The organism is Streptomyces sp. NPDC090083, assembly GCF_044747445.1.
Lineage (GTDB): Bacteria > Actinomycetota > Actinomycetes > Streptomycetales > Streptomycetaceae > Streptomyces.
Window position 1 is genome coordinate 1 of sequence record NZ_JBIVED010000015.1, and the last position, 13,862, is coordinate 13,862.

The window sequence follows — 13,862 nt, forward strand, 5'->3', positions numbered from 1 at the left end:
CTCCAAAACCTGCTGATGTGCTGGACCGGCACCTGCACCACCTGCGGCCGCCCCCTCACCACCAGCAGAACCAGAACCTAACGAAGCACTACTAGAACTCGCACAAATAAGGGTGCCTGAACTGGGATGACTCCCGTCAGGCACCCTTTGCTGTGACCACTCGGGCGGCTACGAGAAGTACCCCCCTCCACTCCCTTTCCTCCCGCGGCTGGGCTGCCGCCGCAGGCCTGGCGCGCCTCGGACGCCGGACCTCGGAGGTTCAGACGCCGTGGTCAGGGTTTCGTCGTGCTCGGTGTCGATAGATTCCCCACTGATCAGGATTTGATCATCGTGAGTCAGCATGGGTTCGGCACTGGTGTATGACGTGCAGTCAAAAGTCACAGGAGCACGAATGAATCGTTCTTCGCTGATCACGGACAGAGAGGTCCTGGTTTTTCTCGACCGAAGGCAAAAGGTGCAGTACGGAAGTCCTGAGTTCTTCCGTCAGTTCGGCGGTTCGGCCGAGGAGCTGCACGGAAAGCCGTTCCGTCACCTCATAGCACCGCATCTGCGCGAGACTCTCAACCAGCATCTGAATCAGCTGCTGGCCGGTACTCGGGACCAGTTCAGTCGGCACATAGCGCTGCTGCGCCGCTCCGCCTCGCCGCTCGACGCCGCGCTCACCGCCACGGCCCTCTACGGGAGTTCGCCGGACAGGGCCGTGGTCGTACAGCTCGCCCGGCCCGTGGACGAGCCCTCCGAGGCGGCGACGGGCGACGGCCCGAGCATCAGCGAGATGGCGGCCAGGGTGCTGGAGGGCACCGCGGCCGGCCTGACCACGGAATTCCTGGCCGCGCGCCTGTTCGTCAGCCGTCAGACCGTTGAGTACCACATCTCGCGCATGCTGCGGCAGTTCGAGACACCGAATCGAGTGGCCCTCATCGCCCACGCCTATTCGACGGGAATGCTCCGGACCAATTCCTGGCCGCCGCGCGTCGCGGACGAGCGCATCAAATAGGGGACCTGACGGATCAGGCTCCGCGGCCCCGTAGGTCTGTCGGCCGATCACGTGTCACCGTTTCACAGAATGGGGTAGGAGTGGAGCTCACCGACAGCGCATGGCTGGAAGGCGGAATGCTTCTCACAGGTGCCGACCGGGGCAGAGCCGCCGAGGCCGGTCCGACGCAGCTGAATCTCCTGGGCCCGCTCGAAATCCTCGTATCGGGCGTCACGATGTCCCCGGGCGGAGCGAAACCGCAGATCCTCTTCGCCTACCTGTGTCTCAACGTCAACCGGCACGTCTCGGTCGGCAGCCTCATAGAGGCCACCTGGGGCGAGCGGCCGCCGTCGAGCGCCAGGAAGAACCTCCAGCTGTACGTCAGCCGGCTGCGCGGGCAGTTCAAGCGCGCGACCGACGTGCACCTGATCACGACCGGCGACGGCTACCAGCTGTCGGCCGAGTCGGACCAGGTGGACCTGGAGCGGTGCCAGCGACTGTGGCGGCTCGGCAAGGAACGTCTCCATCATGGCGCGCCCAAGGAGGCGGGCAGGCTCTTGCGCGAAGCCATCCAGTTGTGGCGGGGCAAGCCCCTGAGCGGCCTCACCAAGACGCTGTTCATGCAGGGCGAGGCCGCCAAGCTGGAACAGTTCAGGCTCGGTCTGCTGATGAACTACTTCCAGGCGCAGCTCGCGAACGGCCAGCACTTCGAGATCATCCCTGAGCTCCTCGCCGCCGTCGCCGACCACCCGCACCAGGAACGGCTGCGGGCCGATCTCATGCTGGCCCTGTGGCGGTCGGGACAGCGCGACGCCGCACTCGCGACCTACCGCGAGGCGTACCAGCTCCTGGCCGACGAGCTGGGAATCAGCCCGGGCCGGCAGCTGCACGCCCTGCACCAGGCAGTCCTGGCCGACGACACGGAAGGCCTGTGGAGCGACGCGAGCCGGTGCCTGTAGCGGGTGCCTATCCGCCCCTGCCTGATCGTCCCCGGCGCTGTGCACTCACGCACGCGCGCCGGGCCAAATCCACTGCCTCACCTGCGGATTGATCGCCAGTTGATCGCGGACTGCCATCATGACGAAGCCCTGCGAGACCCGGCGGGCTCGCAGTCCGGAAACAGCAGAGAAACGAGCATAATCAGTGACTTCATTCAAAAGCCAACTATCGTCGCTCATTCGTCCTTCGTTCGCGACGCTGGCACTGACGGTCGTCCTGACCGGATCCGTCGGCGGCTCGCCGGCGCTCACGGCGCCGGTCCGGTTGTCCTCGAACGTGACGAATCACGGCACGCTGGCCATGGAAAACCCTCGGATCGATTGGAACGGCACGGGTTCCGACTGCGAGAAGTGCAGCGCGCAGTGACGGTGGCAGGGACATGCTCTCCTGGCGCCGGCCGCCCGTTCACCGGCGATCGGTGTACTCGTCGGCAAGGTCGCTGAGCGAGACCGGTACGCCCGGCGCGGGCAGTGTCGCGAGCCTGCTCCGCCGGGCGTGGTCCACCAGGTCCTGCGGGGTCAGACCCGCCACCGTCTTGCCGACATGGTCGAGCATGGCGGTGGCGGCGGCGAGGAGGGCGTCCTCGTCCAGCGGGCGGGCCTCGACGGCCAGGGCCTTGGCCGAGAGCTTCTGCAGGCTGCGGAACAGGTCGCCTTTGTGGACCTCACGGATCGTCAGTGAAAGGTGCGCCGACAGGCCGCCACTGCCGACCGCCTCGTGCGGGAATCCGCGGGGAATGTAGAGGACCTGCCCCTCGCGCACGGTGCCGCGCAGCACCTCGGGGGGCAGGTTGCCGTCGTCGTGCAGCCGTCCTTCCTGCCAGTTGCCGTCCGTCGGTCCCTGACGGACGCGCCAGTCCTTGCTGCCGCCCAGTTGAAGGACGAGCACGTCGGCGTCGTCGCGGTGGAGCGGAGCCCCCTGGGCGCCGGCCGGGGTGACGAAGCAGAAGGCTTCCACCGGTCGCTGGAGTTCGGCCGACAGCCGGGCGAGGAGATCACGGGTGGGGCTGTGCCACTGGTCGATCCGGCGCATGAGCAGGGTCGAGCCCCGCTCGATCAGCGCCCGTATCTTCCCCTGGTCCGCGAACCCCGCGTAGGGAGTGTTGTTCACGGAGCGCGCCGAGAAGTACTCGTCGGCGGGAAGCGGACCTTCGGGGCCTGTCATCTCCATGTAGGGCTCGTGCAGGAAGCCGGTGGCGAGGGCGTCGTCCACGTCGGTGAGGGTGAACGGACTGGCCAGCGGACCGTCGGGCGTGAAGATGCCGGGGCGGCGGCGCCAGTGATCGGCGGCGAAGGCCGCGGGGTCGCCGACCCATTGGGCCAGTGTCGTGGCGTGAGCGATGTTCATGTGGGGTCTTCCTTCGCGTACTTGGACGGCGTCCGCCGAGATCCGTGGGGCCGGCGTGCGGTCGGGGCTCGCTGCTAGAACCGGCGTCGTTGCGTCTCGAAGATCCGGACCCTTCCGCCGGTAGTCACGGGAAGGAGGCCCTTCGGCATCAGGACCACCTCCGACACGTGCAGGCCGAGGGCGCGCAATCGTTGCTCGAATTGCTCGAATTGCTCGGTGCGCGTCGTACGCGTGGCAGGGGCGGGTGCCGCGATGAGTCCCTGGGCGATCGCGGCCGGCGGGACGGCGGCGGAGGTCTCGTCGTTCGGCGGCGCCAGGGGCACCAGGGGGCACCCGCCCAACGGGTTCCGCGTCCAGTCGGCGCGGCACGCGGGCGGCCGTGCCCGCGACGCGGTCCAGTTCGCCGGAGGTCGGACGGTGACCGGCCCCGCCTGCGCCCCGGCGGGTCGACGCGGTGGCGTCCGGCCTGTGCCGCGCATGCTGCCGGTGCCGTACCGGGACGGTGTCACGGTCCTGGACGGCTCCGGGGTCACGTCCTGCCATGGGGCGCGCTCCGTGCCAGGGCCGTGAGGTCGGCCCGCCTCAGCTTGCCGCTGGGCGTACGCGGCAGGGAGCCCGAGGCCGCCAGGACGACACGCGGGCAGGGCAGTTCGAGCAGGTCCGCCGTGGCCTCGATGGCGGGCACCGGGTCCCGGAAGGTGCTCGTGCCGGTGTGTTCCACGAAGCACACCGGTGCGTCGTCGGTGCCGTCGAGGACCGCCGCGTCGGTGACTCCGGGCAGCAGCCGGATGTCGTGTTCGAGGCGCGCCGTCCGTAGCTCCCGGGGGCTCGCGGCCCGTCCCAGGACGAACAGGTGGCCCGTGTCGTCGACATGGCCGACGTCGCCGGTGTTCAGTACGCCGTCGCCCTGGTCCTGGTCGGCCGCCCGGAGCCGGATGCCGATGTCGCCCGTCTCCCCCGCGGGTACCGGTCGGCCGTTCCGGGTGATGTCGATGCGGATGCCCGGCAGTGGCCGGCCCACCGAGCCGGGCCGGGCCAGCCATTCCGGCGTGGTGATCTCGGTGACGACGCCGTTCGACGTGCCGTAGTACTCGTGCAGGACGGGACCGAACAGGTCGATGGCCGCGCGTTTGACGGCGGGCGGGCAGGCGGCCCCGCCGTGGAAGACGACGTGCAGACGGCGCCTCGGTGCCACGCCTGCCTCGACGACGTCGGTCAGCCGGTCCGGGCTGAGCATGGCGCTGTCCGCACGGTGCCGGTCGGCCAGTTCGGCGAAGCCGGCGGCGGACCAGGAACGCTGGACGACGACCGTGCTGCCGGCCTGGAGGGCGTACAGAGCGGGGCCCAGCGTGCCGAGATGGTAGGTGGGGTTGGCCATCAGGAAGGGGCCTCTGCCGGCGCCCGCGCCGTAGCGTTCGACGACCGCGACTCCCCGGTACGGTCTGCGCGGGCGGGCGCGTGCCACGGCCTGGGGCAGTCCGGTGGTGCCGGAGGTGGCGAAGATCAGGCGGCCCGCGGGGGTCGGGGGCGCCGGTCGGCCGGCCGCGGTGTCGACCAGTTCCGTGTCGGTGAGTACGGGGCAGGGCAGGGCCGGGCCGTCGGTCCAGGGTTCCGCGGTGATGTGCGCGACCGTGGCCACCGATGCCAGGAGGGCCGATCCCGCGGGCAGGTCGAGCAGGTCGCGGTCGATCGGGAACAGTCCGAAGCCGTGCCGCAGGGCGGCGAGGGCCAGGGCGAAGAAGGCCGGCCCGGTGGGGATGTCGGTGGAGACCGTCGCGCCGTCGGGAAACCCGCGGGCCCGCAGGCCCTGGGCCAGGGCGTCGGCACGGCGGGTGAGGTCGCCGTAGGTGGTCTCCTCGCTGTCCGCGATCACGGCCGCACGGTCCGGGTAGGTCCGCGCGGTGGCCCACGGGTCGCAGAGATAGGGCTTCATGGTTCCTCAGTGCTCGGCGGTCGAGGGGACGGGAGAAGGCTGCGGGAGGGCGGCGGCGAGGGCGGCGAGGCTCGGGAGGTCGACGATGAGCTGGATGTCGACGTCGACATCCAGGCGTTCCTCCAGGCGGAGGCTCATTTCGACGGCGGTGACGGAATCGCCCCCGAGGGAGAAGAAGTCGTCCTCGGGTGCGACCGGGTGGCCGAACACCAGGCTCGCGGCGGCCAGTACTTCGTCGATCGGTGTGTCGGGCATGGTGCCTTCTCTGCTGAGTGAGGGGACGAGGGCCGGGCCGGGTCAGGCTGCTCCGGGGCGGGCGCCGCCCGCGACCGCCGTGATCCCGGCGAGCACGTCGTCCAGGATCGACCGCGCCAGGAGGCGGTCGGCGCGGCGGCCGTCGTAGAGGAGGTCGACGCAGAGGCGATCGCGGAACTCGGTGCACCGCAGGTGGAGCGCGAAGCCGTCCTGGAAGGTGATCCGGTGCAGCGGGTAGGCGTCGTCCGTGATCCGCAGGCGGCCGGCGTCGTCCGCGACCGTGGAGTTCCCGTCGAAGCGGCGCAGGTTGACGTAGACGTCGCGGCTGACGGGCGCTGCGTTCTCCTCCTCCGCCTCCCGGGTCAGGGTGGCGATGTCCCCGGCGGTCAGCCCTTGGTGTCTGAGCGCGGTGAGCAACTGGTCGCGCACCTGGGTGCGTACGGACTGCGTGTCGGCCGCTGCGTCGCGGACGACCAGGGGGCAGGACCCGGCGAACATGCCCACCACGTCGGCGTCCCGCGACGAGCGCGAGTCCATCGAGGTCCACAGCCCGACCTCGGTCCTGCCGGTCCGGGCGGCCAGTGCCGCGACGAAGAAGCTGACCGTGGTCTGGAGGACGGTGAAGCGGAACTCGGCGCAGGTGTCGCGCAGGGCCGCGACCGTCCCGCCGGAGAGTTCGCCGCCCACCGTCCCGCCCGCCTCGCTGTGACCGGTTCCCTCGGGAGCGGACCAGGAGAGGCGGGTGAGGGCGGTGAGGCGTTCCCGCCAGCTCGCCAGGGCCCGCTCGCGCTGTCGCACGCCGGTCCCGGCCCGCTGGCGGACCGCCGCCTCGGCGAAGGAGGGGGCGGTGTCCGGGAGGGGTTCGCCGTCGCGGAGTGCCTGGTAGTGGCGCCAGACCTCGTGCCCGAAGAGGTGGTGGGCGCGTCCGTCGAAGACGAGGTTCTGGAAGGTGGCCAGCAGGGCGTGGTGGTGCGCGTCGTGGCGCAGCAGCCGGATGCTGAAGGGCCGTTGTGTGCCGTACGACCACGGGGTGACGCAGTCCCGGGACAGCAGGACCGACGCGTAGCGGGAGAACTGAGCGGGCGAGGCGGCTTTCACGTTCACGCGCCGGACGACTTCCTCGTCGGCGGCGATGGGCCGGGTCCACTGCTGGGGGTGCGGGCCCGGGACCGGGTCCATCTGGAGGTGGAGAGCGTCGTGCCGGACCACGAAGGCCCGCACCGCGTCCGTCAGCGCGTCGGTGTCGAGGTCGCCGAGGATCTCGAAGCCGAGCTGGACGTTCTTGTGGGACCAGCCGTCGGAGCGGGTCTTGGTGTGGAACCGGTCCTGTTCGTAGGTGAGCGGGAAGGGCGTTCCGGCCCCGAGGGCCGTCAGGCCAGGCACAGGTACTCCGTTCCGCTCTCCTTGAGGACGGCGGGGGGTCCGGTCTCCACGATGCGTCCGTCGCGCATGACGACGACCTGGTCGGCCTCCTCCAGGACGGTCAGGCGGTGGGCTATGACGACGACGGTGATGCCGGCGTCCAGCAGCCCTCGCATGATGGATTCCTCCAGGGCGGGGTCCAGGGCGCTGGTCGCCTCGTCGAGGATGAGGAGTTCGGGTTTCTTCGCGAGTGTCCTGGCCAGCACGATCCGCTGGCGCTGTCCGCCCGACAGGCCGTAACCCCCTGGCGCCACAAGGGTGTTGTAGCCCATCGGCATGGCGTCGATCTCCTCGTTGATATGCGCCAGCCCGACCGCCGTGATCAGCTCCTCCTTGGTGATCTCGTCGGCGCCGAAGACGATGTTGTCCCGGATGGAGCCGCCGAACAGGTGGGCGTTCTGGTTGACGTAGCCGATGCGGCGCCGGTGCGTGGGCCGGTCGAGTTCGGCCAGGTCGGTCCCGTCGACGGTGAGCGTGCCGCTGGTGGGGGTGTGGAGTCCGGCGAGCAGCATGCCGAGGGTGGACTTGCCGGAGCCCGAACGGCCGACGATGGCCGTGAACTGGCCCGGTTCGATGTCGAAGGTGATGTCGTCGAGGGTGGGCCGGGGGGCGCCCGGGTAGCGGAAGCCGACCGCTTCGGCCTTGATGCGGCCGGGCCGGGCGACGCCGGTACCGGCGAAGGCGCCCCGCGGTTCGGGGGACGAGCGCAGCACGTCGTCGAGTCTGGCGACGGTGGGGCGGACCGCGGCCAGCTGGGAGCCGGCGTCGAAGAGGCCTTCCAGCGGGATGAACAGGGCGATCGTGAGGGTCATGAAGCCCATGGCCTCGCCGAGCGGGTAGTGGCGGCTCAGGACCAGCCAGATCCCGGCGACCAGGACGATGAGGGGGGCGGCGAACTGGAGTGTGCGGCTGAGGGACGCGAACAGGGCGAGGTTGCGGCGGGCGCTCAGACGCTTGTTGACCTCGTGCACGAGGGTGTGCGACCACCGTTCGACCGCTCTGCCGTCCATGCCGCCGGCCTTGAGGGTGGTGATGCTCTCCAGCAGCTCGACGAGTTCCTCCTGCGCCTTGGTCTGGCGTTCCAGGACCTCTTGGCTCAGTCCCGTCTGGCGCCGCCAGGTCAGCGCGAGGATGCCGGTCTGGACCACGACGAGCACGGTGACGACGAGCGCGAGCAGCGGGTTGGCCACGGCGATCGCGATCAGGTAGAAGACGATGAGCAGGCTGTCGAAGACGGCGGAGACCGCGGTGAGACTCAGGACCTGGACCAGGACGTTGCTGGTGCGGACGCGCAGGGCGAGGTCACCGGAGTTGCGCACGGTGAAGAAGTCGTACGGCAGGTCCGCCATGTGTCCGACGATGCCGAGGGTGAGCCGCTTCTCGATGACCGCCTGGCGGTGCGTCACCAGGAACGACCGTGCCGCGTACAGCGTGAAGTAGAGGACGACGAGCCCGGCCAGGACGCCCCAGACCGTCCATGTTCCGCCGGGCGACCGGCTGCCGAGGACCCGCTGGACGAGGAATCCGGTGGTGAGCGGGAGCGCGAGTTCGAACGCCATGAGCCCGGTGGAGGCCGCGAGGAGGAGTGCCAGTTCCCGTCCGCGCGGGAGGAACTGCCGCAACCGGTGCCAGGGACCCCGCAGTTCGCCGCCGCGCCGGACCCGGGCGGAGCCGTTGTCGAGCGGCGTCTCGAACTCCAGGGCCACGCCGGTGAAGGATTCGGCGACCGACGCCATGCCGAGCCTGCGGCGTCCGTGCACGGGGTCGATGACGTCGACGTGGTCCTTGCCGGCCGCTTCCAGGACGACGAAGTGGCTGAAGTTCCAGAACAGGATCGAGCCGGGCGACAGCCGGGCCAGGGCCTCCGTGGTGGCGCGCACCCCACGGCCCTTGACGCCGTACTCGCGGGCGATCTCCAGCAGGGTGCGGGCGGACGCGCCGTTGCGTCCGGAGCCGGCTCGCGCACGGATCTCGTCGAGGGAGACGTCCACGCCGTGGTAGCGCAGCACGCTCACGAGGGCGGCGGGGCCGCAGTCGCTGACCTGGGTCTGGAAGCAGACCTCAAGGCGCCGTGCGCGACCGCGGCGCCGGAGCCGCTCGCGGACCGCCGCGATCCGCTCGGCCGGCCCTCTGGACGGAGTCGGGAGAGGAGAGTGACCGAACACCGGCCCGAGGCCATCGCCTCTGCGATGGTGTTCGAGCGCCTCGGCGTTGAAACGCGATTCGCCAGGCATGGGTCCCCTTCCCGTGGTGAGCCGTGCCCCGTCCGCCGAAGAGACTTTCGCTCCTCCGGCGGACGGGTCACGGAGTCAGCGGAACGCGCGTCAGATGACGCAGCCGTTGGTGATGGCGAACAGGCCGCCGACGATGTCGTCCAGCTCCTCGTCGGACAGCTCAGAAATGTCGATGTCGTCGAAGTTTTCCATGACTTTTCCCTTTCGGTGAAACTTCTTCATGCCACAGGAATGGCCACTTCGGATTCACCGGAGTCACCGGATCGACCGATATGAAGAAGCGCGGAGGATGTAAGCAATTCGCGATCTACATTCCCATGGAAATCCGCTCCACGAAGAGGGTGCGGACAAGATTAGTGTTTCCCCTAACCCATGGAGTTCCCGGCCCGTTTCACCGAACGGCAGGAAAGGGCACCGCATCTCGGAAACGCGATGCGGTGTCGGCGTGCCCGATTCAGAAACGTGTGTTGCGCAGGTCGGTCAGCCACGCCTGTTCGGGATGGCGGTCCCAGTGGCCGCGCAGGGCGGTCTCCCGTCCGGCATAGCGGCCCTGGTGGCACAGGCCGCCGTGGGAAAGGGTCACGCTCATGCTCAGGGGCGACTCACCGGTGACCCAGTGCGGGGTCAGGAAGTGGCTCCACAGCAGATCGCCCGGTTCCATCCGCGCGTCCTGGCGCTCCTCGTCGGCGTGCGGTGGCGGGTCCTCGGCCGTGAAGTCGCCGCTCACCGCGGCGTCCGCGGGGACCGCGCTGTCGGGGTCGAGGTAGCTGTGGAAGGTCTTGACCCCCTCGACCTGCCACACCAGACCGTGCGACTGGTCTGCGTGATAGGTGGAACTCCCGCCGGGGCCGGAGATGAACAGATCGGGCGCACAGCGCTGCCAGGTGAATCCCTGGGCCGCCAGGAACATCCGCCAGGGAATCATCACCTGCTCGTGAAAGCCGTGCAGGACACCGCCGTACAGCCGGGAGAGGTTGAAGTGCGCCAGTCTGAACGACCAGGTGGCGACCTCCTCGACGGGCGCGCGTGTGAAGGACATGGTCTTGGCCGTCCGTACGGCGGGGCTGTCCGCGCCGAGAAGCGTCACGCGCGCTTCCTCGTCGTGCCGGACGGCGTCAAGGACTTCCAGCGCGCTGGGGAAAGAGAACTCCGGCCGGTAGAAATCGTGGCCGACGGCGAAGTTGGGCGGCGTCGTCCAGAGTTCCATGAACTCGCCGGTACTCGTGATGGTCTTGGGCATCGATATCCTCGGTGGTGAGTGTGCGTCCGTCGCCTGTCGTCCGGCTTTCTCAGGCGTCCTGTGCGACCACGACGTCCTGGACGAAGCGCCCTCCGAAGTCCGTGTTCCACACGGCCCGCAGAGGCGGCAGCTTCTCCAGTACTCCGCTCGCCGCGAGTTCGAGCACCATCTCCCGCATGACCTGACGGGTCAGTGCGGCTCCCAGGCACGCGTGCCGGCCGCGTCCGAACGCGACATGACGCGCCCCGGCCCTGTCGAGGCGGAACGCGTCCGGCTCCGCGAACTGCCTCGGGTCCCGGTTCGCCGCCACGAGGACGAGGACCACGCGCGACTCGGCCCGCACCCTGTGCCCGTGGATGTGCACGTCGGTCAGGGCGCGTCTCATGGCCAGGTGGAAAGGGGTGACCAGCCGCAGCGCCTCGTCGATGGTGCCGTCGACGTCCGCCTTGATGTCGAGTCCGGTGCCCTCCGGTCCCGTCACCACCTCCAGGAGGTGTGCGACGGCCGCCGCCGTGGGTTCCAGCGCGCCGCTGACGAGCTGGGCGTACACCGCGGTGGCGTCCAGCAGGTCCAGCGTCCCGTCGGACAGGGAGCGGCTCAGCGCGGTGGCCAGGACCCCGGCCGGGGCGGCACAGCGCTGCCGCACCAGCTCGGTCAGCTCGTCGAGGGCCTTCTCGGCGCGCAGGCCGGCGGCGGGGTCGTACGTCTCGATCGATCCGAAGGCGAGAATCCGGGTGGCGCAGTCGCCGAGTTGGGCCAGCGCCTCGGGCGGCTCGTCGAGCAGGCTGCACAGGCCGGCCGCGAGCGCGGGCCTGACCACGTCGGCGAAGAGACCGTCCGGCGCGGCGGCGGGGCCCGCGACGGCGACCGTGTCGGCCGCCGCGGCGGCTGCCCGTGCCACGGCGGCGGCCGTGAACAGAGGGAGGAGCAGGCGCCGCATCCCGCTGTGGCGCGGTGGGTCGGAGAACACCGGCCAGCGGTCGATGAACTCGGTCACCCGCCAGTAGGTCTTCTGCTGCTCCTCCGTCAGACCGGGCGGGCAGTACGTCTCGACCTGTGCGCCCAGACGGGGATCGCGCAGCAGGTCGTACACGTCGTCGTACCGTGTCACGTACCACGTGCCCGTGGTCTCGTCCCAGCCCATGCCGTGCGACTCGCGCAGCTCGTCGAACCACTCCAGCGGCGTCACTTCCCGGTCGGCCCGGAGCGTCGACAGCCCGGTTCCCGCCGTCACGTCGTCCATCCCCAACCACCCTTTGTCCGTGCGTACGTCATGTGAGAGCCGGGAGACCGCCGGACTCCCGCGGTCCCGTCCGGGCGGCGAGCAGATGGCCGCTCAGCTCCCGCCGGGCTTCGTCCGACTCCGGTGCGGAGGCGTACGTGGTGGTGATCCGCCGCCCGGCGCCGGCACCGAACGACGCGTGGTAGCAGTGGGGGTCGAAGGCGACGAGATCGCCCGGGGACGATGTGACGGTGAAGGCGGGCACATCGATCGGGTCCATGCCGAGCAAGCGGAGCGGGTCGTCCATCTCCGCGGCGAACGTGTCCCAGCTCCCGCCGCGCCGGTGTGTGCCCGGAATGATCCGCAGGGCTCCGGTGGGGCCGTGCTGCGGATCGAGGTACTGGACGATCCTGAGCAGCCGGAGCGCGCGGTGGTCGCCGTCCCGGTGCCACCCGGCGGCGGCCTCGCCGCGGACCGCGTCTCCGCCCGCGTGGACGACGTCCGTGCCCAGCAACTGGCGTGCCAGCCGCGGGCACCGGTGGTCCGCCAGCAGTACCTCCCGGAGTACGTCACTGCGCTCGGCGACACGGGAGACGCTGTCGCCGGACCGGTCCTGCGCGGGTCGGCTCAGGACGTCTTCGAAGGCTTCCGTGACCGGCGTGAGGACGTCGTCGTGTGCTCCCCGCAGGCGGACGAATCCGAACGTCCTGAAGTGGGTGATCTCGGCGGCGGTCGCCGACAGAGGGGCGAGGCTCATCCGATCAGCACCGATCCCGAGACGTAGCGGTTGAGGAAGTAGCGACGTGTGTCGAGCTGCTCGGCCTCGGTGACCGGTTCGCCGACGCAGTTGAAGGCCAACTGCCGTCGTACGTGGCCGTTCCAGGCCGCGTGCATCACGTTCGTGTCGAACACGATGACGTCCCCGGGCCGTGAGTCGACCACCACGGAGGGAACGTCGTCGCCTTCGAGTTCGAGATCCTGCCGGTGTCTGATGACGTGCCGGGTCGGATCACCGAGCCAGCCGTTGTCGGCGCGGTGCGACCCGGGCAGGAAGCGCAGTGCGCCGGTGTCGTGCGTGGCGGCGTCGAGGTACAGCACGAAGCGCAGGAACGGCGTGTTGTAGAAACCGTCCGAGTGCCAGTACGAGTCCCCGACCAGCGCGTTCGCGTCGCTGGTGATGACCTGGTGGTGTCGTCCGAAGTAGGCCTCACAGATGCCGCGGGCCCACGACGACCGGGAGATCCGGCCGAGTTCGGGCAGGTCGGTGAGGATGTCGAACCTGGTCACCCGCTCGCTCGGGGTGCCGTCCGTGGCCAGGTCGATCAGGTCCCCGAATCCGCGCTGCAAGTCCTCGACGGAGTCCGCGGCGACCTGCGGGAGGTGGGCGAACCCGAACACCTGGAGCTGCCTGACCACTTCGGCGTCACGGAGCGGCATGCGCCCTCCCGACCGGCGACAGCGGGCCCGACGACGTCCCGGCCACCGCCGCGTAGTCGTCCAGCTGCTCGGCGGTCCGGGGACCGACGACGACGGCCACGGGGGCGTAGACCTCGCTGATCTCGGCGATCCTGGCGGCGATCGACTCCGGCCTGCGGTCCGGCTGTACGGCGCGCAGCCGCGCGCCGCCGGAGAACAGGCTGCGGACGACGAGACGGTAGTCGGCGAGCAGGCCGATCGTGGTCCTGTCGTCGGGATCCAGCTGGTCCGCCTCGCACATGATCACGCTGCCGACGGGCAGTCTGCCGGCGATCTGGGGCAGGCTCACCTCCGGCAGGAGCACACTGACCCCCGCGAGGTCCGCCCGGCCCGTGTCCGCGCAGTGCCGGGCGAACCCGGCGAGGTCGATGTCCCCGATCCGCTTCGGTTCCGGATTGTGCACGAAGGCGACCTCGACGCGATCGCGCCTCAACCGTCCGAGACTCCCCCGCAGCGACCTGGTCAGGCCGTCGAGGCTGTAGTCCAGCGTGGGCAGCGGGGTCGTCGTGTCGATGCCGGCCTTCGTCCATACCGCCGCGTCCGCGGGGAGAGCGGCGCCGAGATCCTCCTCCGCGTTCCCGCGGGCGTACACGGGAGAGGTGTCGAAGGTGGTGAAGCCCCGTGCGATCGCTCCCTCGACGAACGCCCGGCCGTCGTGCGTGTCACGGCCCAGCACCATCAGGCCGTTGAAGGATCCCGAACATCTCATGGTGCCGATCACCACGGTCGGCCGGTCCTGTGTCGTACTCATCGGCACC

General features: G+C 70.0%; 14 protein-coding genes. 2 read left to right on the top strand and 12 right to left on the bottom strand.

Translation table 11 applies throughout. From position 1 onward, the window contains the following. Positions 1-340 precede the first annotated feature (340 nt). On the top strand, positions 341-997 hold the full coding sequence (locus tag ACIPTO_RS37275) for a LuxR C-terminal-related transcriptional regulator (protein WP_401199487.1): 657 nt from the start codon (positions 341-343) through the stop codon (positions 995-997). A gap of 116 nt (positions 998-1,113) precedes the next feature. Further along, positions 1,114-1,935: a BTAD domain-containing putative transcriptional regulator gene (locus ACIPTO_RS37280; protein ID WP_401199489.1), complete on the top strand. Its 822-nt coding sequence runs from the start codon at positions 1,114-1,116 to the stop codon at positions 1,933-1,935. A gap of 45 nt (positions 1,936-1,980) precedes the next feature. On the opposite strand, the gene ACIPTO_RS37285 is transcribed toward ACIPTO_RS37280, so the two are convergent. The 12 genes from ACIPTO_RS37285 to ACIPTO_RS37340 all read right to left on the bottom strand — a co-directional run bounded on the left by ACIPTO_RS37285 (position 1,981) and on the right by ACIPTO_RS37340 (position 13,855). Beyond that, the gene (locus tag ACIPTO_RS37285) at positions 1,981-2,226 is read right to left on the bottom strand and encodes a hypothetical protein (RefSeq protein WP_401199491.1); all 246 of its coding nucleotides are present in this window, start codon (positions 2,224-2,226) and stop codon (positions 1,981-1,983) included. A 154-nt stretch (positions 2,227-2,380) separates the two neighbouring features. Further along, complete coding sequence (locus ACIPTO_RS37290) at positions 2,381-3,322, bottom strand: JmjC domain-containing protein (protein WP_401199493.1); 942 nt, start codon at positions 3,320-3,322, stop codon at positions 2,381-2,383. Positions 3,323-3,396: 74 nt separating this feature from the next. Further along, positions 3,397-3,645 carry a hypothetical protein gene (locus ACIPTO_RS37295; protein ID WP_401199495.1) on the bottom strand — a complete coding sequence of 83 codons (249 nt, stop codon included), beginning with the start codon at positions 3,643-3,645 and terminating at the stop codon, positions 3,397-3,399. A gap of 206 nt (positions 3,646-3,851) precedes the next feature. Then, positions 3,852-5,255 carry a class I adenylate-forming enzyme family protein gene (locus ACIPTO_RS37300; protein WP_401199497.1) on the bottom strand — a complete coding sequence of 468 codons (1,404 nt, stop codon included), beginning with the start codon at positions 5,253-5,255 and terminating at the stop codon, positions 3,852-3,854. 6 nt (positions 5,256-5,261) lie between these two features. Continuing rightward, positions 5,262-5,510: an acyl carrier protein gene (locus ACIPTO_RS37305; RefSeq protein ID WP_366321740.1), complete on the bottom strand. Its 249-nt coding sequence runs from the start codon at positions 5,508-5,510 to the stop codon at positions 5,262-5,264. Between the two features lie 42 nt (positions 5,511-5,552). Next, on the bottom strand, positions 5,553-6,893 hold the full coding sequence (locus ACIPTO_RS37310) for a condensation domain-containing protein (RefSeq protein ID WP_401199499.1): 1,341 nt from the start codon (positions 6,891-6,893) through the stop codon (positions 5,553-5,555). Next, positions 6,881-9,166, bottom strand: coding sequence for a peptidase domain-containing ABC transporter (locus ACIPTO_RS37315; RefSeq protein WP_401199501.1), 2,286 nt, complete (start codon positions 9,164-9,166; stop codon positions 6,881-6,883). The genes ACIPTO_RS37310 and ACIPTO_RS37315 overlap by 13 nt, the downstream gene beginning before the upstream one ends. 454 nt (positions 9,167-9,620) lie before the next feature. After that, positions 9,621-10,406 carry a hypothetical protein gene (locus tag ACIPTO_RS37320; protein ID WP_401199503.1) on the bottom strand — a complete coding sequence of 262 codons (786 nt, stop codon included), beginning with the start codon at positions 10,404-10,406 and terminating at the stop codon, positions 9,621-9,623. A 49-nt stretch (positions 10,407-10,455) separates the two neighbouring features. Beyond that, positions 10,456-11,649, bottom strand: coding sequence for a cytochrome P450 (locus tag ACIPTO_RS37325; protein ID WP_401199505.1), 1,194 nt, complete (start codon positions 11,647-11,649; stop codon positions 10,456-10,458). A 28-nt stretch (positions 11,650-11,677) separates the two neighbouring features. Further along, positions 11,678-12,385, bottom strand: a complete 708-nt coding sequence (locus ACIPTO_RS37330) for a phytanoyl-CoA dioxygenase family protein (RefSeq protein WP_401199507.1) — start codon at positions 12,383-12,385, stop codon at positions 11,678-11,680. Beyond that, a complete protein-coding gene (locus tag ACIPTO_RS37335) occupies positions 12,382-13,065 on the bottom strand; it encodes a phytanoyl-CoA dioxygenase family protein (protein ID WP_401199509.1) in 684 nt (227 codons plus the stop codon). The genes ACIPTO_RS37330 and ACIPTO_RS37335 overlap by 4 nt, the downstream gene beginning before the upstream one ends. Next, positions 13,052-13,855, bottom strand: coding sequence for an aldo/keto reductase (locus ACIPTO_RS37340; protein ID WP_401199511.1), 804 nt, complete (start codon positions 13,853-13,855; stop codon positions 13,052-13,054). Before ACIPTO_RS37340 ends, ACIPTO_RS37335 begins: the two co-directional genes overlap by 14 nt. Between the last annotated feature and the right edge of the window lie 7 nt (positions 13,856-13,862).

What these genes read in the sequence shown, in the direction of transcription:
- ACIPTO_RS37340 (WP_401199511.1), bottom strand. Translation starts at nt 13,855, where the DNA reads ATGAGTACGACACAGGACCGGCCGACCGTGGTGATCGGCACCATGAGA.
- ACIPTO_RS37275 (WP_401199487.1), top strand. Translation starts at nt 341, where the DNA reads ATGGGTTCGGCACTGGTGTATGACGTGCAGTCAAAAGTCACAGGAGCA.
- ACIPTO_RS37315 (WP_401199501.1), bottom strand. Translation starts at nt 9,166, where the DNA reads ATGCCTGGCGAATCGCGTTTCAACGCCGAGGCGCTCGAACACCATCGC.
- ACIPTO_RS37335 (WP_401199509.1), bottom strand. Translation starts at nt 13,065, where the DNA reads ATGCCGCTCCGTGACGCCGAAGTGGTCAGGCAGCTCCAGGTGTTCGGG.
- ACIPTO_RS37330 (WP_401199507.1), bottom strand. Translation starts at nt 12,385, where the DNA reads ATGAGCCTCGCCCCTCTGTCGGCGACCGCCGCCGAGATCACCCACTTC.
- ACIPTO_RS37290 (WP_401199493.1), bottom strand. Translation starts at nt 3,322, where the DNA reads ATGAACATCGCTCACGCCACGACACTGGCCCAATGGGTCGGCGACCCC.
- ACIPTO_RS37280 (WP_401199489.1), top strand. Translation starts at nt 1,114, where the DNA reads ATGCTTCTCACAGGTGCCGACCGGGGCAGAGCCGCCGAGGCCGGTCCG.
- ACIPTO_RS37320 (WP_401199503.1), bottom strand. Translation starts at nt 10,406, where the DNA reads ATGCCCAAGACCATCACGAGTACCGGCGAGTTCATGGAACTCTGGACG.
- ACIPTO_RS37325 (WP_401199505.1), bottom strand. Translation starts at nt 11,649, where the DNA reads ATGGACGACGTGACGGCGGGAACCGGGCTGTCGACGCTCCGGGCCGAC.
- ACIPTO_RS37300 (WP_401199497.1), bottom strand. Translation starts at nt 5,255, where the DNA reads ATGAAGCCCTATCTCTGCGACCCGTGGGCCACCGCGCGGACCTACCCG.
- ACIPTO_RS37305 (WP_366321740.1), bottom strand. Translation starts at nt 5,510, where the DNA reads ATGCCCGACACACCGATCGACGAAGTACTGGCCGCCGCGAGCCTGGTG.